The 23,377-nt window shown below is 68.0% G+C and carries 31 protein-coding genes; 18 read left to right on the top strand and 13 right to left on the bottom strand.

Features of this window, described 5'->3' with window-relative positions; translation table 11 throughout:
* The first annotated feature begins 104 nt into the window (after positions 1-104).
* Both ABZT04_RS22470 and ABZT04_RS22465 read left to right on the top strand, forming a co-directional pair.
* On the top strand, positions 105-1,046 hold the full coding sequence (locus tag ABZT04_RS22470) for a DUF317 domain-containing protein (RefSeq protein ID WP_356058663.1): 942 nt from the start codon (positions 105-107) through the stop codon (positions 1,044-1,046).
* Positions 1,047-1,108: 62 nt separating this feature from the next.
* Positions 1,109-1,597, top strand: a complete 489-nt coding sequence (locus tag ABZT04_RS22465) for a hypothetical protein (RefSeq protein ID WP_356058662.1) — start codon at positions 1,109-1,111, stop codon at positions 1,595-1,597.
* 4 nt (positions 1,598-1,601) lie between these two features.
* Here ABZT04_RS22465 and ABZT04_RS22460 read toward each other — a convergent pair whose 3' ends face one another.
* Positions 1,602-1,862, bottom strand: a complete 261-nt coding sequence (locus ABZT04_RS22460; RefSeq protein WP_356058660.1) for a hypothetical protein — start codon at positions 1,860-1,862, stop codon at positions 1,602-1,604.
* Between the two features lie 244 nt (positions 1,863-2,106).
* Here ABZT04_RS22460 and ABZT04_RS22455 point away from each other — a divergent pair, with 244 nt between their 5' ends.
* The 8 genes from ABZT04_RS22455 to ABZT04_RS22420 all read left to right on the top strand — a co-directional run bounded on the left by ABZT04_RS22455 (position 2,107) and on the right by ABZT04_RS22420 (position 5,997).
* The gene (locus ABZT04_RS22455) at positions 2,107-2,535 is read left to right on the top strand and encodes a DUF317 domain-containing protein (RefSeq protein ID WP_356058782.1); all 429 of its coding nucleotides are present in this window, start codon (positions 2,107-2,109) and stop codon (positions 2,533-2,535) included.
* A complete protein-coding gene (locus tag ABZT04_RS22450) occupies positions 2,462-2,722 on the top strand; it encodes a hypothetical protein (RefSeq protein WP_356058658.1) in 261 nt (86 codons plus the stop codon). Before ABZT04_RS22455 ends, ABZT04_RS22450 begins: the two co-directional genes overlap by 74 nt.
* 51 nt (positions 2,723-2,773) lie before the next feature.
* Complete coding sequence (locus tag ABZT04_RS22445; protein WP_329348930.1) at positions 2,774-2,986, top strand: hypothetical protein; 213 nt, start codon at positions 2,774-2,776, stop codon at positions 2,984-2,986.
* 115 nt (positions 2,987-3,101) lie between these two features.
* Positions 3,102-3,407 carry an esterase gene (locus tag ABZT04_RS22440; RefSeq protein ID WP_356058656.1) on the top strand — a complete coding sequence of 102 codons (306 nt, stop codon included), beginning with the start codon at positions 3,102-3,104 and terminating at the stop codon, positions 3,405-3,407.
* Positions 3,408-3,503: 96 nt separating this feature from the next.
* Positions 3,504-4,655, top strand: coding sequence for a DUF3800 domain-containing protein (locus tag ABZT04_RS22435; RefSeq protein ID WP_356058655.1), 1,152 nt, complete (start codon positions 3,504-3,506; stop codon positions 4,653-4,655).
* Between the two features lie 79 nt (positions 4,656-4,734).
* Positions 4,735-5,061, top strand: a complete 327-nt coding sequence (locus ABZT04_RS22430; RefSeq protein ID WP_356058653.1) for a hypothetical protein — start codon at positions 4,735-4,737, stop codon at positions 5,059-5,061.
* Positions 5,058-5,687: a hypothetical protein gene (locus ABZT04_RS22425; protein WP_356058652.1), complete on the top strand. Its 630-nt coding sequence runs from the start codon at positions 5,058-5,060 to the stop codon at positions 5,685-5,687. The genes ABZT04_RS22430 and ABZT04_RS22425 overlap by 4 nt, the downstream gene beginning before the upstream one ends.
* Positions 5,688-5,763: 76 nt before the next feature.
* Positions 5,764-5,997, top strand: a complete 234-nt coding sequence (locus ABZT04_RS22420; protein WP_356058650.1) for a hypothetical protein — start codon at positions 5,764-5,766, stop codon at positions 5,995-5,997.
* 64 nt (positions 5,998-6,061) lie between these two features.
* Here ABZT04_RS22420 and ABZT04_RS22415 read toward each other — a convergent pair whose 3' ends face one another.
* The 10 genes from ABZT04_RS22415 to fabG all read right to left on the bottom strand — a co-directional run bounded on the left by ABZT04_RS22415 (position 6,062) and on the right by fabG (position 14,769).
* Positions 6,062-6,466: a hypothetical protein gene (locus tag ABZT04_RS22415; protein ID WP_356058648.1), complete on the bottom strand. Its 405-nt coding sequence runs from the start codon at positions 6,464-6,466 to the stop codon at positions 6,062-6,064.
* A 104-nt stretch (positions 6,467-6,570) separates the two neighbouring features.
* Positions 6,571-8,346: a mobilization protein gene (locus ABZT04_RS22410; RefSeq protein WP_356058646.1), complete on the bottom strand. Its 1,776-nt coding sequence runs from the start codon at positions 8,344-8,346 to the stop codon at positions 6,571-6,573.
* Positions 8,346-9,002, bottom strand: coding sequence for a MobC family plasmid mobilization relaxosome protein (locus tag ABZT04_RS22405; RefSeq protein ID WP_356058645.1), 657 nt, complete (start codon positions 9,000-9,002; stop codon positions 8,346-8,348). The genes ABZT04_RS22410 and ABZT04_RS22405 overlap by 1 nt, the downstream gene beginning before the upstream one ends.
* A complete protein-coding gene (locus tag ABZT04_RS22400) occupies positions 8,999-9,223 on the bottom strand; it encodes a hypothetical protein (protein WP_356058643.1) in 225 nt (74 codons plus the stop codon). Before ABZT04_RS22400 ends, ABZT04_RS22405 begins: the two co-directional genes overlap by 4 nt.
* 101 nt (positions 9,224-9,324) lie before the next feature.
* Positions 9,325-10,374 carry a DUF2637 domain-containing protein gene (locus ABZT04_RS22395; RefSeq protein ID WP_356058641.1) on the bottom strand — a complete coding sequence of 350 codons (1,050 nt, stop codon included), beginning with the start codon at positions 10,372-10,374 and terminating at the stop codon, positions 9,325-9,327.
* On the bottom strand, positions 10,371-10,943 hold the full coding sequence (locus ABZT04_RS22390; RefSeq protein ID WP_356058639.1) for a WhiB family transcriptional regulator: 573 nt from the start codon (positions 10,941-10,943) through the stop codon (positions 10,371-10,373). The genes ABZT04_RS22395 and ABZT04_RS22390 overlap by 4 nt, the downstream gene beginning before the upstream one ends.
* A 102-nt stretch (positions 10,944-11,045) precedes the next feature.
* Positions 11,046-11,753 carry an ATP-binding protein gene (locus ABZT04_RS22385; RefSeq protein ID WP_356058637.1) on the bottom strand — a complete coding sequence of 236 codons (708 nt, stop codon included), beginning with the start codon at positions 11,751-11,753 and terminating at the stop codon, positions 11,046-11,048.
* Positions 11,753-12,772: a hypothetical protein gene (locus ABZT04_RS22380; RefSeq protein WP_356058636.1), complete on the bottom strand. Its 1,020-nt coding sequence runs from the start codon at positions 12,770-12,772 to the stop codon at positions 11,753-11,755. The genes ABZT04_RS22385 and ABZT04_RS22380 overlap by 1 nt, the downstream gene beginning before the upstream one ends.
* Before the next feature lies 1 nt (position 12,773).
* Positions 12,774-13,100 carry a transcriptional regulator gene (locus tag ABZT04_RS22375; protein ID WP_356058634.1) on the bottom strand — a complete coding sequence of 109 codons (327 nt, stop codon included), beginning with the start codon at positions 13,098-13,100 and terminating at the stop codon, positions 12,774-12,776.
* 949 nt (positions 13,101-14,049) lie between these two features.
* Positions 14,050-14,769 (bottom strand): 3-oxoacyl-ACP reductase FabG, encoded by a 720-nt coding sequence (gene fabG / locus ABZT04_RS22370; protein WP_356058633.1) that lies wholly within the window; start codon positions 14,767-14,769, stop codon positions 14,050-14,052.
* 312 nt (positions 14,770-15,081) lie between these two features.
* On the opposite strand from fabG, the gene ABZT04_RS22365 reads away from it, so the two are divergent.
* Together ABZT04_RS22365 and ABZT04_RS22360 are read left to right on the top strand one after the other, a co-directional pair.
* Entirely contained in the window at positions 15,082-15,906 is an 825-nt protein-coding gene (locus tag ABZT04_RS22365) for a helix-turn-helix domain-containing protein (RefSeq protein WP_356058631.1), read from the top strand.
* 563 nt (positions 15,907-16,469) lie between these two features.
* Complete coding sequence (locus tag ABZT04_RS22360) at positions 16,470-16,994, top strand: DUF6417 family protein (RefSeq protein WP_356058629.1); 525 nt, start codon at positions 16,470-16,472, stop codon at positions 16,992-16,994.
* Positions 16,995-17,037: 43 nt separating this feature from the next.
* Here ABZT04_RS22360 and ABZT04_RS22355 read toward each other — a convergent pair whose 3' ends face one another.
* Positions 17,038-17,511 carry an SAM-dependent methyltransferase gene (locus ABZT04_RS22355; RefSeq protein WP_356058781.1) on the bottom strand — a complete coding sequence of 158 codons (474 nt, stop codon included), beginning with the start codon at positions 17,509-17,511 and terminating at the stop codon, positions 17,038-17,040.
* A gap of 148 nt (positions 17,512-17,659) precedes the next feature.
* On the opposite strand from ABZT04_RS22355, the gene ABZT04_RS22350 reads away from it, so the two are divergent.
* Positions 17,660-18,691, top strand: coding sequence for an NAD-dependent epimerase/dehydratase family protein (locus tag ABZT04_RS22350; protein ID WP_356058627.1), 1,032 nt, complete (start codon positions 17,660-17,662; stop codon positions 18,689-18,691).
* A gap of 7 nt (positions 18,692-18,698) precedes the next feature.
* Here ABZT04_RS22350 and ABZT04_RS22345 read toward each other — a convergent pair whose 3' ends face one another.
* On the bottom strand, positions 18,699-20,039 hold the full coding sequence (locus ABZT04_RS22345) for a hypothetical protein (RefSeq protein WP_356058626.1): 1,341 nt from the start codon (positions 20,037-20,039) through the stop codon (positions 18,699-18,701).
* A gap of 416 nt (positions 20,040-20,455) precedes the next feature.
* Between ABZT04_RS22345 and ABZT04_RS22340 the strand changes: the two genes are divergently transcribed.
* Genes ABZT04_RS22340 through ABZT04_RS22320 form a run of 5 tightly spaced genes read left to right on the top strand, consistent with a single transcriptional unit; the run spans position 20,456 to position 23,102 of the window.
* Positions 20,456-20,890 carry an ATP-binding protein gene (locus ABZT04_RS22340; RefSeq protein ID WP_356058625.1) on the top strand — a complete coding sequence of 145 codons (435 nt, stop codon included), beginning with the start codon at positions 20,456-20,458 and terminating at the stop codon, positions 20,888-20,890.
* A 5-nt stretch (positions 20,891-20,895) separates the two neighbouring features.
* Positions 20,896-21,333, top strand: coding sequence for a DUF6415 family natural product biosynthesis protein (locus ABZT04_RS22335; protein ID WP_356058779.1), 438 nt, complete (start codon positions 20,896-20,898; stop codon positions 21,331-21,333).
* Positions 21,330-21,839, top strand: a complete 510-nt coding sequence (locus ABZT04_RS22330; protein ID WP_356058623.1) for a hypothetical protein — start codon at positions 21,330-21,332, stop codon at positions 21,837-21,839. Before ABZT04_RS22335 ends, ABZT04_RS22330 begins: the two co-directional genes overlap by 4 nt.
* On the top strand, positions 21,839-22,522 hold the full coding sequence (locus ABZT04_RS22325; protein WP_356058791.1) for a hypothetical protein: 684 nt from the start codon (positions 21,839-21,841) through the stop codon (positions 22,520-22,522). Before ABZT04_RS22330 ends, ABZT04_RS22325 begins: the two co-directional genes overlap by 1 nt.
* On the top strand, positions 22,446-23,102 hold the full coding sequence (locus ABZT04_RS22320; protein WP_356058622.1) for an NUDIX hydrolase: 657 nt from the start codon (positions 22,446-22,448) through the stop codon (positions 23,100-23,102). The genes ABZT04_RS22325 and ABZT04_RS22320 overlap by 77 nt, the downstream gene beginning before the upstream one ends.
* The last annotated feature ends 275 nt before the right edge of the window (positions 23,103-23,377 follow it).

The following is a 23,377-nucleotide window of genomic DNA, read 5'->3' as shown; positions in this document are numbered from 1 at the left end:
GTCTGCCGCTTCTCCCCCGTTGCCACGGCACCCGCATGCAGTCGGGCAGGCCAACCCCCTGCGCATGCGGGCGCGTTGCCCTCCCACGCCCCGGAGCCCCGACGATGAGCCCCCAACTTCCCTACGACCAGAACCACTTCGAAAACGTACTGGTCAGCCCCAGGTACCTGGCCGGCTCCAACGGGTCCGGAGAAACCGGCTTCGCCCCCGTCGCTCACTGGCCACATCACCATCTCGACGAGGGCCCCTGCCAGCTCCTCGTCACCTCGCCCGACCAAAGGATCCGTATCGGCTGGTTCGGCGACGACTTCGAGCTGTGGAAGATCACCGCATCCCAGGAGGCAGCCTCCGCAACCCGCTGGACGGCAACCTTCAACCATGTCACCCCGGCCGAGATCGTCGCCGGTCTCACCAGCGCCCTGGCTCACGACTACGCCGAAGCCGACGCCTACGAGGGCAACGGACGTTTTCTGGCGAGCCCGTCGTTGTACTGGGCCGACGCCGTCCGACCGCTGACCGAAGCCGGCTGGCGTCGTGAGGCAGCCGAGCGCGGCACCGTCGAGATCGTCGCCCCCGACGGGCAGGCAGGCGTCCTGATCGACAACCGCCTCTCCGCCTGGGACGACGAAACCGTCACGCTGTGGGCCGGTCCACCAGGCTGGGGCACACGTGCGGAGGCGGTCTTCACCGCCCGCACCCCGTCCCACCTGATCGCCGCGACAGCAGCCGCCATGACCGATCCAGCACCGGTGATCCGCGAGAGGCACCAACTCGCCCGCGAGGTCCAGCACTTGGTCACGCTCACCCCCGTCGGCCCGACCGTCCCCCAGATCTCTCGCGCCCCGACCCCACTCGACGTGCGCCGTACCGCTGTCGCCCAGGCCGTCCACCGCGCCGCACGCACCCAGCAGACAGCCGCCGACCTCCGGATCATGGCCGCCCGCAGCCGCACGGCGACTTCGGCCCAGATCCGGTCGAGCAAGTCCGCGCACAGGCCCGGGGCCCTGCCGCCGACCATCTCGCCCGCCCAGCGCCACAGCCGCTGATCGTCAGGGCTCCGAGGCCACCTCTGACCGCAACAACACCCCCGAATGCCGGGAGTTCCGCCATGCCCGACGCCACCGCGCTCGACCAAGCGACCGCCATGATCGAGAAAGCCTGGGGCCGCCCCATCGAAGACCTCGAAGCCCTCGCGGTCCGCCGCCCCAACAACGACCCTCTCCTACGCTCGGCCATGCACATCCGCTCGGCCCTGGTCATCACCGACAACGCCGTGGCCGTGCACCAGGACCGTCTGCACACCCTTACCCGGCCCGGCCACGTGCCGGCCTTCTACGAGCTGGAACGGATCACCAGCACGGCGGCGGACCTTCGCGTCGCCCAAGCGGAGAGCCGTACGTCCCTGCAGGCCATCAGCCACGTGATCGAAGCGCGTGGAGCCGCCGCGACCGCAGACCGGGCTCCAGCAGTCCGCCTGGCCCAGGCCGCTGTCGCCCGCTCCGCGCACGCTCTACGCGCCCTGGGCCAGTCGCCCGATCAACCCGCGCCTTCAGCCGTTGTCGGCCCGTCGGTGGCCGGACTGAGGCCGCACCGCTGATCGGTCAGGCGCCGTCCTCGTCACGGTGGGCATCCCACATACGGGAGCCCACCACGCGGGCCAGCTCCTCCAACGTCAACTCGACGCGACGCCCGTCCGCGATCCGGTCCTCCAACTCCCCGCCCTCGTCCGGCCGTCCGTCGGACTGCGCGCCGACAGCCCACTGCCCGTCGGCGACCATCACGATGTCGCCCACCGTCCACGGCCTCCCCGCAGCACGGACCTTGCGCTCCAGCTCGGCGCCGTCCCAGTGTCTGCTCGCCACCCCTGCTCCCCCTCGTTCCGCGCGACCCGTCGCCGCAACCCACGTACGACAACTGCGTGCGTTGATCCATTCCCGGGTCACCGGCCAACTGCTGGCGGCTGCCAGTTCGCCCACGGCAGACGTCGCACCCCGGGAAACGACTACGCGCTTCGCCATACCGCATGTCAACGTACGGGTGCTGGAAAAACCGCAGATCAGCGAAGGGATCGTCCAACCGTGACCGCCTCCGCCACCCACCTGCCCGCTGTCGTCCGCCCTGCCGTGGAAGAACGCTGCTGGCTCTCCTCCGACCATTGCGCGGACCCGGTGCTCGAACTCCTCCACAGCCTCGGCTGGACCGTCGTCGACACCCCGCAAGCCAACGTCCACGCGACGAGCCCCGACGACCGCGTCTACGTCGGCTGGCTCCCCCGAAGACCCCACCGCCTGGAAGCGCGGCATCGTCTGGCAGGTCCAGGTACAGCCCGCCGAAGGCGAGCCGTGGGTCCAGGAGTTCGGCCTCCACACCCCCTCCGAGGCCATTGCCGCTTTCCTCACCGCGCTCATCGCCACCCCCCAGCCACTGACCGCGCTACCAACCACAGTCTCCGAAGGCTCCCTTGGCACACCGTGCTCCGCTCACCAACCACCACGCCGACGGCTCTCTCTGCCCGGCGGACGACAAACACACTAGCTCCGGCAAGCCGCTCCACCCCGACTGCCCCGGCCGCGCGTACACGCAGTCCATCTGCTTGTGCGGCGAGTGGGAGATGAAGCAGCCCGGCAAGGGCTACGTCAACGAGAGCCGCAGGCGACACCTCTCCAGCCACACCCAGGGCCCGAAGGTCCTTCGCGATCTGCTTCGCCTCGACGGTTCCTGACAAACCATCACCAGCGCCGCCCTGCCACCCCGTACCGCTCCCGGAGGTTCCGTGCCCCACTACCTGACCGTCGGCCACCTGCTCCGCCAGCTCCAGAACCTAGATCCCAACCTGCCGATCCGCCTCGCCATCAACCCCGACTTCCCCTTCACCCACTACGTGGGAGTCGAGGTCGTCGTCCGGGACGGCAAGGCGTTCATCGCCGACGACGGCCAGGAGGACTACCTCCCGGTGGCGGTCAGCGATGCCCTCGCCTGGGCCTGACCGGGCCCACCGCCACACCCTGGAGGCTTCTATCCCGTCGCAATCCCGCCCTTCGCATCTCCTTCCGCTGCACCGCCTCGCCGTACAACCCATACCGAGTGGAGTACGCGGCGCGTTGGTCCAGCGCGTGTCCTCCCTCCCCGACGGACCACTCGACGTCACCTGGCTCCCTGCCGAAGCACCGAGACTCCCCCTCGGCCGCGTTCGCCTGCACTGGGAACCAGCCGCCCTCGCAGGCTGGAACGTGATCGCCCACCTGGGCCTGGCCACCACCGAGGTCCATCTCGCCTCCTGGCCCGCCGCCCCGGACGACTGGCCGCACCTGGTCCGCCCTACCATCCACGAGGTGATCGGCCTCTGCGCCGCCCTCACGGTCGCGACCGCCGCCCTCGACCTCTCGAACCGCCGCGCCCAGGTCTGACCGAACCGTAGAAGGCCGCCCCGCGCCGATCAGGCGGTGGCGGCCTTGCCGTACGAGACGTTGCTCATGCAGTCCACGTCGCCGATCATTGCGCTCATGTCAGCTCCGACCACGCGCATCTCCAACGCCGGCACTGGACTGTCGGGGGAGAGGTATAGCCGCCGCAACCATCCGACCCCCACCAGCGACCAGCCCGGCCACAGCCGCTGGTTCGCCATTGATGAGGCCGGCACTGACGGGGATCAGCTCTATGGGCGCGAACACCGCTACTTCGTCCTCGGCGGTATCGCCATCGATGATGCTGAAGCCGCCGAGACCCTCCAGGACATCCGCACGCGAGCGCGTGTGCAGGCACCGGAGATCAAGTTCCAGCGATCCTTTAGCAAGCCTGGCGACTCCTGGAGGCGCGACATACTCGCAGACCTCCTGTCCCCGTCCGGCACCCTGGCTGGCCGGACCATGCTCTACGTCATTGACAAGCGGTACATGATCGTGGCGAAACTGGTCGACCTTCTCATTGAAGAGCGTTACCACTCCATCGGCATCGATATCGTGAGCAACGGGGTCGGCAGGAAGCTCGCGATCGATCTCACCACTTGGGGACCGAAAGCCGTAGGTGCTGACCACTTTGAAGTGCTGCTCTCCACTACTGCGATGTTCTTTTCCAAGAAGAACCGCCGGGGCGACAAAGTGAGCACCGACGAACTTTACGGAATCTATCGTGAGGCAGCGTCCTACTCGCGCCGCAAGAAGAACCCGTCCGTACGGCATCTCTCAGATGTTTTTGAACTTCTGGCAAAACGCACTCGCGGCCATGCCGAGGAGTTCGCTGCAGACCGCAGCAAGGCCGCTGCTGGCGTAGCTAGCAAGTTTGCAGATCTGGACGATGACGCTATGGATCCGATCATCCCTGCCCTTACCGCATTGCTGAGTTCCGCGTGCTCGCGTCTCGGGCGCCTCGACATCCTGGCAGACGAGCAGCGGCTCCTTACGGACGAGAAGTTCGACATCCTCGACAAGGCGATCGCAGCCATGACCACCATGTGGCACCCCCGCGACGGGCAGGCCCTGCCCGGTGAACTACTGCGTGGCCAGTCCGCCAGTCACCCGTCGCTGCAACTGGCCGACCTTGTCAGCGGGGCCAGCTTGGCAGCCGCTCGTCGCAGCGATGTCGACCCTGCCTCCCCGGAGGACCTGGATCTGACGGTGCGACAACTGTTCCTGCCCGAGAGCGTCCTCATTCCCTGAAGTCCCCGTGCGCTGGCGGGCGTTGCGCCAACGCCATAATCTGGTGGCCCCATGCCGCATCAGTACATACCCTGACGGGATGGGAAAAGGTTCGGCGCATTCAAATGCCTCGCCCAGCACGGTGCGTGTCGCCAGCGGATACGCCTCTGCACTGGATCTGCTGTCAGTTCGCCAACTACGCCAGCAGTTGCGGCAGGCTCGTGCGCTTCGGTTTCTGATTCCTCGCGATCAGCGCCCGGATCTTGCGGCCATCGAGCATCAGTTGCAACACATTTGCGAGACCGTGGATACGTTCTATCAGGTGCTGGGTCCCAGGAATTGGATCTTCCACGAGAACCTCCCCGTCGACGACATCGCCGAACTGCTTACGTCCGACGACGGGCCCGAGACTCGGAGCGGGCGTTGATCGCCCTATACGCCGACTACGATGCGCTCGCCTTGCGGCTGCGGATGATCAACAAGCTCCCGGCCTTGCGCAGACGGCGGCACCTGATCGTCCAAGCCCACGAGGACTACGCGGCCGGCCGCTACTACGCCTGCATTCACCTGCTGCTCAGTGTCATGGACGGCTTCGTCAACGAATTCGAGACCGTACGCAGGGGCCTGCATGCGCGGCAGGCCGAGGACCTTCATGCCTGGGACAGCGTCGTCGGGCATCACATGGGCCTGGCCAACGCGCACAAGACGTTCACCAAAGGCAAGAGCGCCACCAACGGCGAGCCTGTCTACGAGCTGTACCGCAACGGCATCGTCCACGGCAGCCTCCTCAACTACGACAACATCGTGGTGGCAACCAAAGCCTGGAACCGTCTGTTCGCGGTCGTCGACTGGGCCAACGCCACACTCAAGGAGAAGATCCCGCCACCGTCCCGCCCGACTATGAGGCAGCTATGGCAGTCACTGTCGGAACTCAGCAGGCGTCAACAGGCAAATGACGCCTGGAAGCCGCGCCGCATCAGCGCGGACGACACGGACTTCGGTCAGGAACGCCTCAGCCACCGAGGCGTTCCTGACGGCCTGGACGCAGCGTAACTACGGACGGATGGCCCAATGGATCTCACAACCGATTCGCGACAAGCACGGTGCCGCCATGCCCCGAGAAGTGAGGATGCTCTACGAGGACCGGCGGCTGTCAGCCTTCACGTTCGTAGGCATCGACCACATCGCGCCGGCTTCCTGTCTCGTCGAGGTCGAGCTCTATCTGGCCGATCAACCGGCCGATCAGGCAATCCCCGCAACTCTTCGGTGGCTCCATGAAGATGATCAGGGAGACCCGGTCTCGTCGCTGTTGCCGGGCCATTGGCGGTTGTACTGCTGGGAGCCGGATCAGTTCCTCCCATAGCCGTGCCTCAAGGGATCGTCCGACGCTTGAAGACAGGCCCTAGCTTTGGCGAGCATCAACGCTCCTAGTCCAGATAGGTGCCGGCGAAGGCCCCATCGAATCCGAGCGAGGCGAGGCCCTGCTCGACGCTGGGGTACATCGTTCCGTCCGGGACGGCGATCAGCGCGTCGAAGTCGGTGCAACTGATCTCGGGTTCGAGCCACTGGTTGCCGCACCGACAGACGATCCAGACGTTGCGGCCGTGGTTGATGAGCAGCCAGTCGCGCCGGGCACGGCAGGCGGTGCACATCACGGGGATCCCGCGCAGGGCGAGCGCGCGCGGGTGGCTGAGGCAGCGTGTCGCGCCGGGGCCGCTCGGCGGCTGCGTCTCGTAGTCGAGTTGAAGCAGGGGATCAGTGCCAGAGGGGACGACGGGCAGCACGGGGGTGGGCTCTGCGGGGCGGTCGGTAGTTCTGGGCACGAACGTCATCTCCCGGTCGAGGGCCTTCTTTTCATCCGTAACAGCTGGTGGAACCGGCTGTCCAGGGGTTTCGTGGCGTCGGGCGGCCTGGTGAGTGGCTTGCCCGACTCTGGTCAGCGGCGCGGTGGGCGGTCGCGCGGGTCGGAGGAAGTGGTGGGGCAAGCTGCGGGCGTGGGTGTCTTCCTAGTGCTGGTGCGGTTGTTCGAGGTCTTGGGCTGGCCGGTGTCGGCCTGCGGGCGGCGAGTCGCTTCGACGGGGTGAGCGGGGAGTTGGGCAAGGCGGCGTAGGCGCCAGACCAGGACGTCGTTCACGTCGTCGGCGGTGTCGAGTTCGCGCAGGTCGATGGCTTCCTGCAGAAGGGCCTCGGGGTTGTAGCCCGCTTGCTTGGCCTGGGCGAGGGTGGCGGTCAAGGCGTCGGGCTTCGACGACGTGCTGTCTATTCGCAGTCCCTGCTCTGCCAGGGCTGCGCGAATGGTGGTCTCGTGGGTTCGGCGTTCGGCCTCGGGCAGGGCACGGCCTTGGTCGTGCAGTGTCTGCATGGGGGTGGCGGCGGCTTGGCGGTAGGCGGCTCGTAGGTGCTCGGCGGTCTGTCGTGAGGCGTGGGCTTGCTGGGCGTGGCCACGTGCGGAGTGCCAGCGGGCGGCGGCGAGGGTGACCAGGATCAGGGTGGAGACGAGCATGGCGGTGGTGCCGCCATCCTCGCCCCGGCCGAGAGCGTTGCCGGCGTGGATGATGCCCCGGGCTGCCGAGCGGATGGCCCGGGTGTCGGCGTACTCCGCTCGGATGTGGCTGCGGGTGGCGCGTTCGAAGGCGCGGGCGGCGGCGCCCAGTTCGGCGCGGGTGGCAGCCGGGGAGGTCTGGGCGACCGCGTCCAGGAGTTCGCCGACCCCTACGAGTTGGGCTGCGGCTTCGTCGTCATCGCTGTCGAGGAGAACTGTGGCGCGCTCGGCGATACCGGTGGCGTTGCGTCGCTCCCGAGCGGGCGGGAACCAGTCCGGTCGGTCCCCGCTCGCGGCCGAGGCCGTCGTCTGGGCGGCGGTGCCGTCGGCCAGGCGGCGGCGGATCTTGGGGAGTGAGAGGTCGGGGGCGAGGGTGGAGCCCGCGAACCAGATGGGCTCTCGGTCGCGGTTGCGGTCGCCGGGCAGTGCGACGTTGTAACCCAGGGCGTCACCGGATGGGGCGTGTCGCATCTTCACGCGCAGGCCCGCCTCACGGAGCCGGGTGAAGAACTCGTCTTCGGTAGCGGCCCCGGCGAGGGCGTGGCGGACGGCTTCGCGGAGGGTCTCGCGTGAAGCCTCGGTGCGGCCGGTGCGCTCGGCCTTGAAGCGTTCGGCGCTGGTGGGGGTCTTGGCTCCGGTGCCGTCGCCTGGCTTGAGGCGACGCAGGCCCATCTCCTGTTCGATGCGGCGGCATTCGGCCTGGGCCTTCTTGAAGTCGTAGTTCATCCGAGGGCGGCGCAGGTCGCCTCGGACCATGGTGGCCAGGATGTGGATGTGGTCGTCCGCGTGGCGTACGGCGACCCAGCGGCAGCCGTCCGGATCGTCCTCGGGGGCGAGGTTGACGGCGTGGACCAAGCGACGGGCCACGGAGTTCCACTCGGCGTCGGTCAGGGTCCGGTCGCCGGGATCGGTACGGACCGAGCAGTGCCAGACGTGCTGGGCCGGGGCCTTGTCGCCGAGCTGGTTGACCCGCAGGTCCAGTGCTGCGGTGAGGCGGGCGAGCGTGACCTTGGGGTCCGGGTCGGGGCTGGTGTCGCGTCCGGGGTCGGGGGCGAAGCCGTCCCAACTCCCCACCAAGTGGGGGTCGATGTGCTCGTCGCGCTTGCCAGGGCTGTACAGGTAGACGAGCAGACCGTGGGTGCGTGAGCCGCGCCGGATCTTGGGGACCATCAGAGTCGCTTCTTCACCAGGGCGTCGGCCGCGTCGTCGATGCGGGCCAGGAGGCGGGTCAACGTCGTGAGGGCGTGGTCGAGTTCGCCGGGTCGGGGCTGTCCGCCGGCGTTGTAGGTGTAGGCGATCTGGTTGATGTTGTTGCCAATGCGGGAGAGGGCGGTACGCAGGGCGGCCAACTCGTCGATGGCGGTGTCGAGTTGTTCGTTGGTGTGCAGGGTGGTGGAACCGCGGGCGGTGGCGAGAGCAGCTGCGGCCAGGAACCGGGCGACGGTGACGCCACGCTGCGCGGCTGCGGCGACGATCTCGGCCTTCTCGGCGTCGGAGAGGCGGGTCGTCGTCTTGCGGGTGCGCTCACTCGGGTTGCGGCTGCGGCGGCGCGGTTTGCGGTCGGGGAAGGCGGGCGTGCTCGGGCTCGGCTGGTCGCGCTGGTCGGCTTCTCCCCCTGTGACCGGCGCCCCCTGGTGACGGTCGTCCGGTTGGTCCCCGTGCGCCCTCGCTCGGGGAGCCACCGGGCTTCCCCCACCCTCCTGGGCGGGGGCAAGTGCGTACGACGGGCCGTAGGACCGTCGTAGGCGACAACTTGCTCCGCCGGGAGCCGTGTTGGGGTCACGCTGCTGTCCGGCCGTGGTGGCCACCGGGTCGTTGGCGGTCACCGACGTGTCTCCGGGTTCTCCTGCCGGATTTCGCGGACGAGTTCTTCGATCCAGTCCATGGCCAGGACCGGGTGGTGCAGGGTCCAGGGTCGGCTGTCCCGGGTTCGTTGCACAGTCCAGGTGGTGTCGGGGCCGGACTGGGCGCGGTGGAGGTGACCGTGCTGGTGCAGGACGGTCAGCCAGGAGTCGACCTCGGCGGGTGCGGCCGGGTGGGTACGCATGAGGTGTGCTCCGGTTCGCTTCAGGAGGATGTGGGGCGCGTGTCCGGGGGCGGGTGACCGGTGAGGGCGTGCGGCTCGGTCACCCGCTTCGTGCTGTCCGGTCAGTCCCGGGCGGAAGTGACCGGCTGTCCGTGCTGCTCGCGGAGCTGGGCCATCAGCGCGGTCAAGGTGTCGCTAGACAGGGGGATCTGCTGACCTCGGATCGCCTGGGCGACCACCTTGCGGGTCAACTTGTCCTCGGCCCTGACCGCCGACCGGGCGATCTTCAACAGCTCCTCGGTGTCCGGGTCGGACCTCCGGTCACTGGTTGTCCGGGTGTCCCGGTCAGTGACCGGCGACGGGGTGACCAGGCGGTTGGTGAGCGGCACGAGGGTGTCCTGGTTGCCGGTGACCGGCGTGGTTCCGATCGGGCTGTCGGTGACCGACGGCGCGGTGTCCGGCTGTCCGGGCTGGTCAGCGGCTTCGTGCGACTGACCGGTGTCATCGGTGACCTGGTTGCCGTTGACCACCGTGGCGCTGTCCCCGATCAGTGACCGAGGAACCGGGGTCTGCTTGTACAGGGACAGTCGCGGCCGGTCAGTCAGCGCAGTGACCGGCTGCCCGGCCCTGACCTGACCGGCCTGCGGCTCGTGCTGACCTACCCGGTCAGTCCGGGTGACCGCGATGCCCTCGGGCCGGTCAGCCTGACCGAGGTCTTCGCGGTCACTGCCCTTGACCGGGCCCCGGGCGATGAGGATATAGAGGTGGACCGCGCCGGCCAGCGCGAGCGGGGCGATGGTGGACAGCACCGCGACCACCGTGTCCCCGAGCCGGAGCCCGGTGGCCGAGCCCGCTTCCTCGTTGAGGCGCACCGCGTGAAGAGCGTTGGCCCAGATGCTGGCGGCGGTGGCCGTGCCGAAGAGCGTCCAGACGTAGAGCCGGGCGCGCAGGGGCGCGTCGCGCAGGACCAGGAGCGCCCGTATGCCGTAGGCGATGAAGCCGTCGATCACCAGCGGGAAGAGGTAGGTCAGGAGACCGCGGACGTGGATGGCGACGGCCATCTGCTGGAGGGCGTCGTACGACAACGCGCATCCCGCGCTGCCCAGGGCGATGACGACCACGCGGTCCCAGCCGGTGATGTGCGCCGTCCTCGGCGCGCTCGTGTTGGTCACGCCGCCGTCCCGAAGTCGTCGCGGCCCAGGCGCTCGTCGTCGGTCTCGTGGGGCGGGGTGGTCGTCGGAGTCTGGTCCAGGTCCAGGTCCCGGTTGCGCAGGGCGCGGCGAATCTCGCGGTACTGCTTCTGAGCGTGCTCCTCGGTGATCTTCAGGAGCCAGGCCAGGCGCTGCTCGGTCACTCCGTGGTGGTAAGCGGCGAGGACGACCGCGCGGCGCTCGTCCTTGGTGAGGTGGACGTCCCGCCCGGCGATGGTGGCGTTGACGCGGCTGTAGTCGAGGCGATGGGCGAGCTTCGCGTGCAGCGACCTGCGCTCCTCCTCGGTCAGTCCGCCACGGATGCCGTCGGTGTCACCGTTGCCCAGGGCCGCGTCCAGGCAGGTGCGGCGGACCGGACACTGGCCGCACAGCGACTTCGCGGCGGTGATCTTGTCGGTCTCGTCGGGCTCGGGGAAGAAGATCTCGGGGTCCACCGAGTTGTACTCGGTGCTCTGGCAGACGGCCTGGTCCTGCCAGGTGTGGTCGCCGAGCGACCGGTGGCGGGCAGGGCTGATCGTCGTGGTGGTCATGCGGGTTGCTCCGATCGCTCTCCGCGCAGGGACGTTGGCGGAGGGGTGCGCTGGGTCGGGAGGTGCATGGGCCGGCGCGCTGAAGGCGCGGCCTGCGGCGGGTCAGGCTGTTGCGCGGAGGCGTCTGCGGTCGACCGGCTCGAACTCGACCCGGGTGGTCATCTGCGCGAGCCTGCTGGTGACGCGGTCGCCGAGGTAGACGCGGAGGTCCTTGATCGCCAGGTTGGTGGTGATCAGGGTCGGGAGCATGTGGTTGTAGCGGCGGTTGATCAGCCGGTACGTCACTTCCTCGACCCACTCGGAGGCCTTCGCGGCACCGAGGTCGTCGATGATCAGCAGCGGGCAGCGGCTGACGGCCGCTAGGTCCCGCTCGCTGTCGCCCCCGGGCCGGGGACGCAGATAGGCGTACAGGTCGGCGGCGGTGGTCGCACGCCAGCGCACGCCGACTCCGCTCTGCACCAGCCTCCGGACCGCGCCGTACGCCTGGTGTGTCTTGCCCGCGCCGACGACCCCTGCCATCAGCAGGCTCGGCCCGGTGGTGACCTGCCGCCGGGCTCCCCGGCTGGGGGCGACGGCCGCCTCGGCTACGTCGCGGGCCCAGGCCAGGACCTGGGGGTGGTCGGCGACCGCTGTCCGGTAGCGCGGCGGCATCCCCGCCAGAAGGGCGTCCAGCGGAGAGTACGGCTCGGGCTCGTCGACCAGGTCGGTGACGGCGGCCGGGTCGATGTTGCGGGCGGCCAGGATCCGGGCCAGCCGGTCCACGGTGCCTGCGCCACCGAGGGGCTGCGGTTCGCGGTTACGGGTGCGCATCACAGCTCCTCGGCGTAGGCGGCGGCAGCGTCGGCCGGGTTGGTCCACGCCTGGTGAGCGGGCACGGTAGGCCGGATTCCCGGCCGTGCCAAACCGCCGGGGCGGGTGTTCATGGCCTCGTTGACCATGCTGGTCAGCACGCTCGGGTGCTTGGGGTTGGCGGCGAAGTTCAGCAGCCCGGCCCGGATGTGCTCGGGGGCGATGCCCTCGCCCAGGAGCTTCTTGGTGATCCGCCCGAGGTGCCCAATCACGTCGCTGGGCGGCCGCTCCTCGCAGGCGGCGATGTACTCGCCGACGAGCTGGTTGGCCGAGACGGTGGCTGCGGGCGCCGTGCGCCCCGTAGGGAAAGAAGATCCAGGATCCAAGATCCTAGATCCAGGCGCCGAGCCCTCTCCGACGCTTCGGGGAAGGCTCGGAGAGTCCTCGGAGAATGCCGTCTGACCTGCTGTTTTCGTATGCGCGTGGTTAGGGGTGTCGGCCATGCCGTCGAGGGCGTCCTGCTGGGCGGCGGGGGCTCCGTCTGCGTGGCCGGGAGGCGTGGCGGCGGGCTGCATGGGCAGATCGAGGGCTCGGGGAGCATGCGGCAAAGCCTCGGCGAGCCCTCGGGGAGGGATGGGCGACTCCTCGATCCGCTTGGTGCAGATGCCCTTGCAGGCGCCGCACCGGTCACCGCCCTGGTGCTGCGGGCAGGAGGGGAGACGGGACTGGCTCGGCTTGTCGATCTTCTGGTGGTCGGACCAGGTCACGACGTGGAGGTAGCGGCGGCCGTCGCAGCCGGTGTACCGGCAGAGCAGACCGGCGTTCGCGAGCTGGTGGAGGTCGTCCTCGACGTGGACCGAGGTGTGCTCGGCGCGCAGCGGCCAGAGCAGCCCGGCGATGATCGCGGCGTTGTCGCGGTGACGACCGTGGTCGTCGGCCTGGGTGAGCAGCCCGAAGAAGGTCCGCTCGGCCTCGACGCTCACTTCCGCGAGCGACTCGGAGACGAAGGCCTCCGGCTTGACGGTTCGAATCCGCGCCATGTCAGCGGCCCCGAGCGGCGGCGATCAGGTCGCTGCGAGTGAGGGTCGCGTCGGCGAGGTCGAAGGTGTGCGGCCGGGTCCAGTCCACCTCCGGCCAGACCCGCAGGATCCAGCGGGCCGCGACCCCGGCGGCGATCCGGCTCAACTCCATGGTCCGACCGGCCTCGTCCTTGACGACGACGTGCGGGTGGGGCCACGTCTGCCTCGGGTCACTGAGGCCGACCCGGATGGTGGCCACGCCCGGGATCATGTCGGTGAGCTGGGCGGCGAGACGGTGCGGGCGGTCGGGGTCCGGGCAGGCCGGAATTCCGCTCGGCATGACGGGCATGCGATACTCCGTGATTCGTAGGAGCGCGGTGCGGCGGTTCTCGTGCAGAGGCCCCGCCGCCCGCGAGATGTGATCGGCGCTCTTCGGGGTGCCGGCCCGGCGCTTGGGAGTTGGTAGCTCCCGGGCGCCGGTCTCATTTCCCCGGTCCGCGTCATGGCCCGCGTGCGTGCATCGCCCCTCCCCTCCTGGCCCGTCCCCGACCGGTGATCCTTTTGTGCGGGGACCAGGACCATATGGCGGCCCGTGGCACAAGTCCAGCCTGTTCGCACCCGCCCTGACCAGGCATGAAACACCGCGCAGGACGGTCCGGGGGACGGCCTCACAGGGCCTCCGCCACTTCTCCGACGCGGCCGTCTCCGCGAGCGCCATACAGCAGCTCCCCACCGGGTCCAACTCGAAGAAGCCGACCACCCGAACGCTGGCCGACTTCTTCGGCGTGCCCCTGGTCTGCTTCTTCGAATTCGACGAGGTGGAGGCCGAGCGGTGGTACGCGGAGATCCAGGTGGTTGCCGCCATACATAGCCAGGGTGTGCCGGATCGCCGGGTACGCCGACGGGCTCACCGCTCCGGGCCTACTACATGCCGAACACCGCGATCAACGAAGCCCGTCAGATGGAGGGCAATGTCGGACGACTTGGGCCTGCTCGACGACGCGTGAGTTCGCTCCGCCCGAATCGCGGCGCGCGCCGGCCCTCTGGCCCGATTAGGCACTGCCTGTTCGACAGCCTTCCATCCACACGGTCACTCAGCGACGACCGCTCCACGCGGTTGCAAGGCGGCGATGCGAACAGCGATTTCCCGGCTCCAGTGGCACGGCCGCCTGAGCCGACGAAGGTCACCGTCGGCGTGTTGAACCATCTCGCGGCGATCCGGCCTCTCCATCTCCCTGGCCCCGCCGCGTCGACAGTGATCGCCGCACAACGGCACAGGCGGTCGGCGTCGAGGAAAGTCAGTGCCCCATGGAGATGCCGCCGTCGACCGGCACCACGGCGCCGGTGACGTAGGCGGCTTCCTCGCTGGCCAGGAAGGCGATGGCCGAGGCGATCTCCTCCGGTTTGCCGATCCGACCCAACGGAACGTCACCGATGATCTTCTCGACACGCTTCTTGGGCAGTGCCCCCGCCATGGCGGTATCGGTCAGGCCCGGGCTCACGATGTTCACGGTGATCCCGCGCGAGCCGATCTCCCTGGCCAGCGAACGACCGAAGCCGATCAGGCCCGCCTTCGAGGCCGCGTAGTTGGTCTGCCCGGCCTCGCCCTTGAGCGCGACAGCCGAGGATACGAAGATGATCCGGCCGCGCTTGGCCTTCAGCATGCCGCGGACGGCCCGCTTGGCCAGCCGGTAGGAGGCCGTGAGGTTCGTCTCCAGGACCGAGGCGAAGTCCTCCTCCGGCATGCGCAACAACAGGTTGTCCCGGGTGATACCGGCGTTGACCACCAGAACCTCGACCGGCCCCTGGTCGGCCTCGACCTCCTTGAAGGCGCTCTCGACCTGTTCGGGGTCGGTGATGTCGCAGTGCACCGGCAGGGCGCCGAGGAAAGCGAGGTCGGGATCGATGCCACCTGTGCGATAGGTGAAGGCTACGGAGTCGCCGCGGTGGACGAACGCGCGGACCGCGGCGTGCCCGATTCCACGGTTTCCTCCGGTGATCAGAACAGAGCGCGACATGAAGATCCTTTACACGAGTCAGCGGACTTGGTTCACCGTCGCGGAGATCGCCTCGCCGCGGCGGTGCCAGTGACAGTAAGACGTCGCCGCACGATTCAAAGGAACACAAAACCTGGGCTTACCCTGGCGGTGGGAACTGGTAGTTCCCACTACCTGAAGCAGGGGTATTACGTTCCGGATGCTGGACGAGGCACACGACGCCAACTCCCTTACATACAGGACGTGATGCGGTGAATGACCTGCAGGAAACAAGGGCTGCGAATACATCGGGAATGTGACCCAGGTCTCACCGTCCGCCGTTATGTAAACGTTATGAATGAGAGCGAAATGCAGGGCCAGATCGTCACCCGCATTCTGAAGCAAGCACGGGCGCGCCGTAGCACGTCAGACATCCCCGGCTTTGAGGCGACTTTCGGGACGTGTCGGGCCGCCGGCATCACGCAGGACCAGACGGCCCAGCTGGCCGGTGTCAGTCGCCGCTGGTACGGCAGTCTGGAGGCAGGGCGGCCCGGCAACTACAGCGACGCTTTTCTCCACGCTGTGCGGCGCATCCTCGCCCTGCGCGACGAGGAATGGGACATCGTCTACCGCGTCACCCGCGGCCACGCCCCCGCAGCCGCCCCCGTCAGTCAACTCGGCGCCCTGGTCCCCGACGCCTTCCGTGCCTTCATCGAGGACAGCAACACCTTCGCCGTCTACCTCAACGACCACCGGTGGGACGTCCTGGCCTACAACGCCAAAACCCTGGAACTTTTCCCGTGGATGAAGTATGGCCTCAACGTCATGGAATGGGCCCTCACCTGGCCTGAGGCGCGTACCCAGCTCGTCAACTGGGAGGAGGAGTGGGCGATGCCCATGATGGCCCAATTGCTTGTGCACGCCGATCAGTGGCGCACCGACGAGCGTCTGTGGGCCGTGATCGAAACCGTTCGTGCCGACCCGACCGCCCGTAAGCTCTGGAACGCACCCGACCTGCCAGCCATCACCCATCCGGCGTCGGAGCAGCCGCGCCGCCTCTACCTGGCGGGTCAGGGAGACCAGGAATTCAGCGTCCACTTCATGGCCGGAACGCCCGATGCACTTCCCACGTGCCGCCTCATGGTGGTGACGCCCGGGCGGGTCGTATCGAGCGACTAGGCATCGCTCTGTTGGTCAAGGCTCGCAGCTGATTCGGAATGGCGGAGTTGCGGAACGGCCATGGAATGCGTCAGGCAGGGAATATCGCAGCGGAGCTGCGCATATACCGCTTCTGATAGGCGTCATTGCCGTCCTGTACATACTCGAAAGTCGGTCCTGGTACACGGAAATGATGGGGAATCAGCTCGCTCGGAAGTGTACTGCGGACCCGGCTGCAGGAAGCATTTCTTCTCCCGCACCGAACTTCCGGCGACTCTCGCCGATTTCAGGGCCTTGCCCCTCAAATCACTCTGCAGTACATGGTGAGACCGCCGTTGACTTCGGACACCGGTGAGAGCGGGTCCATTCCGTACACCGTCATGGTGAAGGCCGGTGTGTGAACGTTGGGCAAGCTGGACAATGACGCGGTGGGCCATGGAGTTCGACCGGGCAGGGTGAGGATGCGGAGCGGGGAGATGCGGATCGCCGTACTGGAGGAACTCGACGAGCGTCAGCGCGCGGCCGAGCACCACTGGGTTGTGGACGAGTAAGGGCACGTTCCTTTCCGGCGCGGTGTGGAAGCGGTGGTCGGAGAAGGGCTGGCCGAGCTGGCCGATCGCGAGACACGCGCGGAACTCTCCGCCTACGCGGCCCGTCCCGTGCACTGGGCGGCGCGACTCACGGGACAGGGCCGCGACGTCCTGGTGTTCGCGCGTAGCCGGGCGCTGGCTGAGCCGGAGGTCTACTCCCCGGCGCCCGGCGAGCAGTTGGTGGAGCTGCGGCCAGCGCAGATGGCCGCCCTACGGGTTTTCGTCGCGCTGGCCGACGAGTTGGCGACCCCGCCCGCCGAGGGACTCGCCGACCAGGTCCGCAGCGCACGCTTCACCCCCACGGACAAGCGGTGGCGGTTGCACCTGACCCAGGAGCAGATCACATCGGCCGCCTACGGTTTCTACCTGCACCGGCTGGGCGGTTCGGCATCCGAGGCCAACAGATTCGGCCGCGAATACGGTGCGATCTACCGTTCGTCCGCCACCGCCGGCGAGCCGACCCTGATCCGCATGGCTGCCGTGCGCGGGCCCGGTCAGATGGAGGACAGGCAAGGCTGACCATCCGCCGAGTGTGTTCACCGTTCTCTGCCGGTCGCCGCCTTCAGGCCTTGCCAGCCCAGTAGTCGGCCAACATCTCACCAGGCCATGCAGGCTCGCGAACCGCGCCCCGCGGCCCCATCTCCTCGCAGTACGGCGACACGTCGTAGATCTTCGTGCCAACCACGGCGTCCAGATCGGTGACGCGCAGCCTGAGTCCATCGACCCCGAGCAACCGGGGGAAGCTCTGTGCCAGTTGGTTGGGGCGCCGATGGTTGCGATGCGCGAACGTGCCCGTCGCCGGCCACTGGGCGTTCCCACGCGGGCTGCGGGCGTGGTACTCGACGTCACTGGGTGAGGCCAGATGGAAGTGCCACACCACCACCAGGTGGGAGAACTCCTCCAAGCCCTGCACGGAGTCGACAGGGAACTCGGACTCGTCGAGCTGGATCACCGATTCGACCCCGCCCCAGTAGTCGTCGGCGACCTCGGTACGGCCTTCGACGACTTCTCCGATCGGGGTGATCTCCAACGCCATGCCCCAGCCCTTCGTCTCCGCCCCAACGGCGTTTGTGGTCAAGCTACTTGTGCCAGGTACGAGGCCGCTCGGGCGTCGAGCACACCTACTGATCGAGTAGTGGACACGGAGTGGCGTCCGAAAGGGCCTTCCAGGCAGGATCACGGCCATGCGGATTCTTGTGCTCGGTGGAACCTGGTTCTTGGGTAGGACGGTCGTGGAGGAGGCGCTGCGGCGTGGGTGGCAGGTAACTACCTTCAACCGCGGGCGCTCTGGAGCACCTGTGGAGGGGGCCGCCACCGTTCATGGCGACCGAACGATCCCTGCCGATCTGCTCCGCCTTGCCGAACACGGTCCATGGGACGCAGTAGTGGATACGTCTGCCTCGGCGCTGGCCCCGAAGGATGTCCTGGCCGGCGCCAAGGCGCTGGAGAGCGTGACGGGACAGTACGTATACGTCTCGACAGTCTCGGCGTACCAGGGCTGGCCCGACGAGCCGCTGACTGAGGCATCCGCCGTTTTGGACGGGCCCCCAGACGCCGACGCTGAGTACGGCAGGATGCCCGACGGCTGGGACGGCCCTGACCTGCACTATGGCCGTCAGAAGGCCGGCACGGAGCGCGCGGTCCTCGTCTCGTTCGGGGAGAACCGGACGACCATCATGCGGCCAGGCGTCATTCTCGGGCCCGGCGAGTACGTGGGGCGTCTGCCCTGGTGGCTCAACCGCGCTGCACGAGGCGGAAGGATCGTCGCCCCTGGAAGCCCAGAAAAGGCGATTCAGCCCGTAGACGTTCGGGATGTCGCGGCGTTCGCTCTCGATCGCGCCAACGCCAAACTGGGAGGCGTATTCAACGTCACCGCGCCGATTGGGCGCGAGACGATGGGCGGCTTCCTTACGGCTTGCCTGGAGACCACTGGCGGGGCCGGCCACCTTGAATGGGCCGCTGACGCGTTGCTCGTCGAATACCAGGTGCGGCAGTGGACAGAGCTGCCACTCTGGCGCACACACGCCGGCGTGTGGCAGATCGACTCCAGCGGGGCGTACGCCGCCGGATTGACGTGCCGCCCGCTGGCCGAGACGGTCGCCGACACGTGGCATTGGCTCCAGCGAGGTGGGATGCCCGTGGACCATCCCCGCTGGGCCGAGCACGGTATCGATCCCGCCAAGGAGGCGAAGATCCTGGCCGCGCTCGACCGCTGATCAGTTCCTAGCTCTCGATGGCCAATCGAGCGGCAGCCCCGAGCTGGCTGGGAGCGGCGATACGGCAGAAGTGCTCGATCCGTTCTCCCAGCGCGGCGGCCTCCGGAGAGCCCTGAAAGTCCGGGTGAGTCAGATCGGCGCGGACTGAACCGATCCGCTCCACGACGCCCGCTCCTCTCCACTCCGGCGGTACGCCGAAGACCTGCTCCAGGCTCTCGGTAGCTCCGTCCAACTCGCGGCGCATCAGTCTGGCGCGGGCCAAGTCCACGGCGGCCTGGGCGGTAATGAGCGTGGGCCGCTGATCTTCCGGTTTGGCGTTCAGCAGCGTCAGCGCCTGATCGGCGGCCTGTTCGGCGCCCTCTGCGTTCTGCAGCAGCAGATACGTGGTGGCGTTGCTCATGGCGACCCGGTCCGATGGGAACCCGAATTCGCCACCCACATCGTCATGCAATTCGTCACGGCGGCCCGTATTTGTCTCCAGCGACGCGAGGATGGCCCTTTCGGCCGCTTCACTGTTGCCCAGGTGCCCGTACGAGCGCGCTTCGATGACTGCAAGCCGAGTGACCGCTGTGTCGCCAAGTCCTGTGAAGCGCTGCGCCGTGTGGACCAGCCGAACGGCCTCACTCGGGCGGCCTTCCCAATAGGCCCGCAGCGCGAGAGCACCATGAGCGAACGCCTGGAGCGGGCCGTGCTCGATGACCTGCCCGTAGAGGGCGGCCGTGCGCGCGAGTTGAGCGGAAGGACCGAGCGCGCCAAGATCGAAACACCCGGCGGCCAGGACCGCCGCCGCCTGACCGGCGGCCAGATACGCGCGAGAACGCTGGCGTGGCATCTGCGTCCGTTCCAGCGCCTCCTGAGCTGTGACCAGCAACTCCTTCGCCCGCCGGTACACCTCGAACGGAGGGGTGCAACCGTAGGTCTGGGCGAGCGTGATTACGTCTTCTTCGAGCTGGTCGAGTGTTATGTCGGGCACGGCCTGAGAGGCGGCGCCGCCCGCATGGGCGGCAGCTTCCCGAGCAGTCATGAGTAGTTCACTTTCATAGTTCGCTGGCGGGGGCGTTGCACTCCCCGCTACCTCCGGCGCAGGTCCCAGTAGCTGCCGAATGGTGTAGCCGGCGAACATGTGCTCCAGAACCTGCGGTGCCGGACGGGCGGGCGTCCGCACGTTTCCCGCCGTCCAACGGCGGTAGGTCATCTCCGCGACCTCTGCACCGCGCAGGAGGTTGCGCAGGTCAGGGTCGGTAGTTCTGTCGTACAGCTCCGCTGCGGCGGCTTTGTAGCGCTGGTTGAACTCCGCGTATGGCCAGCCCCGTTCGTCCACGAGGCACCGAAGCAGTGTTGCTGCCATGGGTTGGTCTCCCGCCCTTCCCCGGAGCGCCGGGTGGCGTCGGATGATGTTTTCCCCTTCCTAGCCGATGATCACCCGCCTATAGCGCGCTTGAACGCTGAACGGCAGGGATGGTGCCCAAGTGGTATCTGGGTGGTGCTTGACACTTCCTGATGAGGCCTCACCGATACCCCCAGGTAGTGGTACCCAACTCGGCCCCGAGGCCACTCTGTATAGCCCGACGGCCAGTCACACGGCTGTCACTCAGAGTCCCCGGGACCGTGCTGAGGAGAACCGATGGGTGAACTGCGCAGAGCCATGAGCGCGTTCCGTTCCGCGGCGGTTCCAGGCACACACAACACGCCGAACGGGGGTGTCGCGTGTCAAGCGCCGATGTAACCGCTGCCGCGGCTACGCCTTCTACGGACGACGTCCGGATGCCGCCGCCACGCCTCACACCCCTCGTCACGCGCCTCGACCGCACCCCGTTGTCCGTACCCATCGTTCGCCGGCTGATGCGCCCCTGGCTCACCCACGCCTGCCGCATGCCGGTGGAACGCGTCGACTCCGTCGTCCTCATGCTCTCGGAGTTGTTCACCAACGCTGTCGAACACGGGGCCCACAAATCCGTCCTGTTTCGCGCAGAGTCGCCCGGCAACGGCTGGGTCCGTGTGGACATCGACAACAGCACGGCCTCGCCAATTCCTGCGCCGACCCTCGCCCCTGCCAGTTCGGTGAGGGGCCGCGGGCTCTGGATCGCAGAGATGTGCGTCGCGGAACTCGGGGGTAAATGGGGGCACTCAGCGGACGGTTCAGTCGCCTGGTGTGAAGTACCGATCCATCAACTGCCTCAGCCGAAGGAGCGGCCGTGACAGTCATGACCCCTGCCTCTCGATGGACTCTCCCCGTTGAGGCAACGACCCCTCCCCTGGGCAGCGCGGAGCTTGAGGCGATCTTGGACAAGGTCCGCGACTGGCAGCCGTTCAACGGCGATGCCGTGCTTGACGATGTCGGAGCCGTGCTGGACGACTTCGTGCTGCCGGAGGAGAGTCTCGACGAACTTGCGCAGCGCCTGCGCGGCCACTCCATGCGGCTCGTCGACATCGCCGTCGCCGCCCAAGCTGAGCAGAAATACAAAGCGGCAGCACGGCTGATCGACTGTGCCCGCACTGTGCGCTCGGAAGAGCTGCCGGGCGACCATCGGCAGGCCGTCGGGCATCTCCGCCGGATGGCGTGGTCCGTCAACGAACTGCTCGATCTGTTGGTCGAGTTGGGCTGCATGAAGGAACCGGACTCCCTGAGCGAGGCCCCGTGACCATCCCGGAGAGAGCCCCGAGGAGCGTCGAGCCGCTGCCCCTTGCGGGAGGGGGTGACAGGACAGAGGACTCCGTGCCCGTGGTGTCCATTGTCCGCAGCCTGGCCACCGAACTTCCCGGAGACCAAACCGCTGTCTTCGGAGCACGCATCTGGATTCGGATGGCGGTCACCGCGCTGGGCTGGAACGGCAACGTCCTGCGAGCGACCGAAGCCGTTGCCCGGCTCGTGGACAACGGCGTCCGGCACGGTATGCCCGCCGCAGTGCCTCGGAAGGAGCGCCTGGTCTCCTTGGAAGTCGCTCTCACCGATGCCGGCGGACTCGTCATCGATGTCTCCGACCTCGAACCCGCATTCCCCGACTTCGAGGCCGCGCGGCGGGGGGAGAAAGGGCGTGGCCTGTGGCAGGTCAGCCACCTAGGCGCACAGGTCACCCAGCTCTTACCGCGCACCGGAACTGGCAAGACGGTGCGCGCTGTTCTCTCTCCTGGACCGGTGGACCTGTGATGCCGAAGCAGCACTACTGGCGGGGCATGCACGTGCCCTACATCACGGCGTGGAGCGTGGAGTCCGTTCACCAGCCGTCTGTCGTCCGGCGCGTCGGACACGGTGGTGAGGGCATCGGCTACGACGACGAGCTACCCGTCATCGACCGTCGCCACGAGGCGCTGTGGGTACGCTCCGGTCTCGCGCAGGGCCGCGGCGAGCCGGACTTCAGCCGGATCAATACGCACCGGCAGAAGCATGCGATGAAGTGCAGCCTGTGCCAGGTGTGTGGCGGCACTGCCTACGGGTGGCGGGCCGACGACGAGCGCACGCCGCACCTGGTGGGAGGCGCGACCCCGATCGCCGAAGGGGAGACCACCGCCGCTCCTCCGATGCACCCGGGCTGCGCGGTTGAGGCGATCGAGAGTTGCCCTCCCCTCCGTCGGGGACATGCCGCCGCGCTTGTCGAGTACAGCCCGCTCTGGGGAGTGGCCGGAGTGGTTCACGACCCGGTGACGCTGGCCCCTCTTCCCAGCCCTGGCGCACGGCCTGGCGACCTTCAGCACGTCCACGTCGGCGATAAGGCAATCCGATGGACGCTGGCCAACTTCACCGTCGTCAGCCTCCATGGCGTCACGCCAGTTTCTCGGGACGAGCTGTACGCCATGGCCGAAGCCGACAAGCACCGGGCCGTCGCCGCCTAGACCCCGCTCGGGCCATCCCCTTGAGGCGGACCGAGCGGCACCACCAACTCCGTCAACACCGAGACCAGGGAGCGACATGTCGTCCGAGGGAGCACGAGACTGGTTCGAGGACCCGCCGCCTCGCCGCAGGGGGGTACACGGGCTGATCACGAGGGGCACGCGGCTCCTCATGGTCAGCCGCCCGTACAGGGAGCCCGTCCCTACATGGGGCCTGCCGGGAGGTTCAGCAGCCGCCAACGAACTTCCGTGGGATGCCCTCAGCCGCCTTCTTTCCGAGCGGCTGACCCTTAAGGCAACCGTCGTCGGTGACCTGCTCGTCGTCGACCACGTCCCGGCGAAGCCGGGCGAAGTTCACGAGGGCACCAACCACGTGTACCGGGTTGAGATCCCCGACGATGCCGAGCCGGTCGTGACCGAGTCCGGCCGCCTTGGTGAAGCGCGGTGGGTCGAGCGCGCGGCCGTGGGTGATCTCGCCGTCGATCACAGTCTGCGCCGTATCGAGCAGTGCCTCATTGCCGACGACACCAACCAAGTGCTGGAACTGCTTCGCGGCCTACCGCTGCGCGAGGTGGCCGCTTAGCCCCTGTCGGGTGGCCTCGTGCCGTACGGCCTTAGCCATCGACAGGTAGCACACTCCGCCCGTACGACAACCGGCAGTTGGCGCGGGCGGAGCCGGCGCTGGGGTCTGTGCCCCCGTAGGCCCCAGCGCCGAGCGAACTCCGTGCCCCTGTCGCCTGCCGCCTCAGTGCCCGCGGACACGGAACCCACCCTTTCTGCCGCTCGGACATGCACTGCTCAGCCTGGGCGGCAGAGGGCCCAACCCTCATCGCGAGGCACCCAAGAGCCCCAAGAGAG

The sequence above is a fragment of the Streptomyces sp. NPDC005492 genome, assembly GCF_040605995.1.
Classification (GTDB): domain Bacteria; phylum Actinomycetota; class Actinomycetes; order Streptomycetales; family Streptomycetaceae; genus Streptomyces.
Note: the sequence above shows the minus strand (reverse complement) of the source record. Positions and strands in the feature narration are given on the sequence as shown.

What these genes read in the sequence shown, in the direction of transcription:
- ABZT04_RS22320 (WP_356058622.1), top strand. Translation starts at nt 22,446, where the DNA reads ATGGCGTCACGCCAGTTTCTCGGGACGAGCTGTACGCCATGGCCGAAG.
- ABZT04_RS22400 (WP_356058643.1), bottom strand. Translation starts at nt 9,223, where the DNA reads ATGCGTACCCACCCGGCCGCACCCGCCGAGGTCGACTCCTGGCTGACC.
- ABZT04_RS22415 (WP_356058648.1), bottom strand. Translation starts at nt 6,466, where the DNA reads ATGACGTTCGTGCCCAGAACTACCGACCGCCCCGCAGAGCCCACCCCC.
- ABZT04_RS22340 (WP_356058625.1), top strand. Translation starts at nt 20,456, where the DNA reads ATGCCGCCGCCACGCCTCACACCCCTCGTCACGCGCCTCGACCGCACC.
- ABZT04_RS22390 (WP_356058639.1), bottom strand. Translation starts at nt 10,943, where the DNA reads ATGACCACCACGACGATCAGCCCTGCCCGCCACCGGTCGCTCGGCGAC.
- ABZT04_RS22345 (WP_356058626.1), bottom strand. Translation starts at nt 20,039, where the DNA reads ATGGCAGCAACACTGCTTCGGTGCCTCGTGGACGAACGGGGCTGGCCA.
- fabG (WP_356058633.1), bottom strand. Translation starts at nt 14,769, where the DNA reads ATGTCGCGCTCTGTTCTGATCACCGGAGGAAACCGTGGAATCGGGCAC.
- ABZT04_RS22365 (WP_356058631.1), top strand. Translation starts at nt 15,082, where the DNA reads ATGAATGAGAGCGAAATGCAGGGCCAGATCGTCACCCGCATTCTGAAG.
- ABZT04_RS22465 (WP_356058662.1), top strand. Translation starts at nt 1,109, where the DNA reads ATGCCCGACGCCACCGCGCTCGACCAAGCGACCGCCATGATCGAGAAA.
- ABZT04_RS22355 (WP_356058781.1), bottom strand. Translation starts at nt 17,511, where the DNA reads ATGGCGTTGGAGATCACCCCGATCGGAGAAGTCGTCGAAGGCCGTACC.
- ABZT04_RS22380 (WP_356058636.1), bottom strand. Translation starts at nt 12,772, where the DNA reads ATGGCGCGGATTCGAACCGTCAAGCCGGAGGCCTTCGTCTCCGAGTCG.
- ABZT04_RS22435 (WP_356058655.1), top strand. Translation starts at nt 3,504, where the DNA reads ATGTCAGCTCCGACCACGCGCATCTCCAACGCCGGCACTGGACTGTCG.
- ABZT04_RS22385 (WP_356058637.1), bottom strand. Translation starts at nt 11,753, where the DNA reads ATGCGCACCCGTAACCGCGAACCGCAGCCCCTCGGTGGCGCAGGCACC.
- ABZT04_RS22420 (WP_356058650.1), top strand. Translation starts at nt 5,764, where the DNA reads ATGCTCTACGAGGACCGGCGGCTGTCAGCCTTCACGTTCGTAGGCATC.
- ABZT04_RS22410 (WP_356058646.1), bottom strand. Translation starts at nt 8,346, where the DNA reads ATGGTCCCCAAGATCCGGCGCGGCTCACGCACCCACGGTCTGCTCGTC.
- ABZT04_RS22325 (WP_356058791.1), top strand. Translation starts at nt 21,839, where the DNA reads ATGCCGAAGCAGCACTACTGGCGGGGCATGCACGTGCCCTACATCACG.
- ABZT04_RS22350 (WP_356058627.1), top strand. Translation starts at nt 17,660, where the DNA reads ATGCGGATTCTTGTGCTCGGTGGAACCTGGTTCTTGGGTAGGACGGTC.
- ABZT04_RS22430 (WP_356058653.1), top strand. Translation starts at nt 4,735, where the DNA reads ATGGGAAAAGGTTCGGCGCATTCAAATGCCTCGCCCAGCACGGTGCGT.
- ABZT04_RS22335 (WP_356058779.1), top strand. Translation starts at nt 20,896, where the DNA reads ATGACCCCTGCCTCTCGATGGACTCTCCCCGTTGAGGCAACGACCCCT.
- ABZT04_RS22375 (WP_356058634.1), bottom strand. Translation starts at nt 13,100, where the DNA reads ATGCCCGTCATGCCGAGCGGAATTCCGGCCTGCCCGGACCCCGACCGC.
- ABZT04_RS22470 (WP_356058663.1), top strand. Translation starts at nt 105, where the DNA reads ATGAGCCCCCAACTTCCCTACGACCAGAACCACTTCGAAAACGTACTG.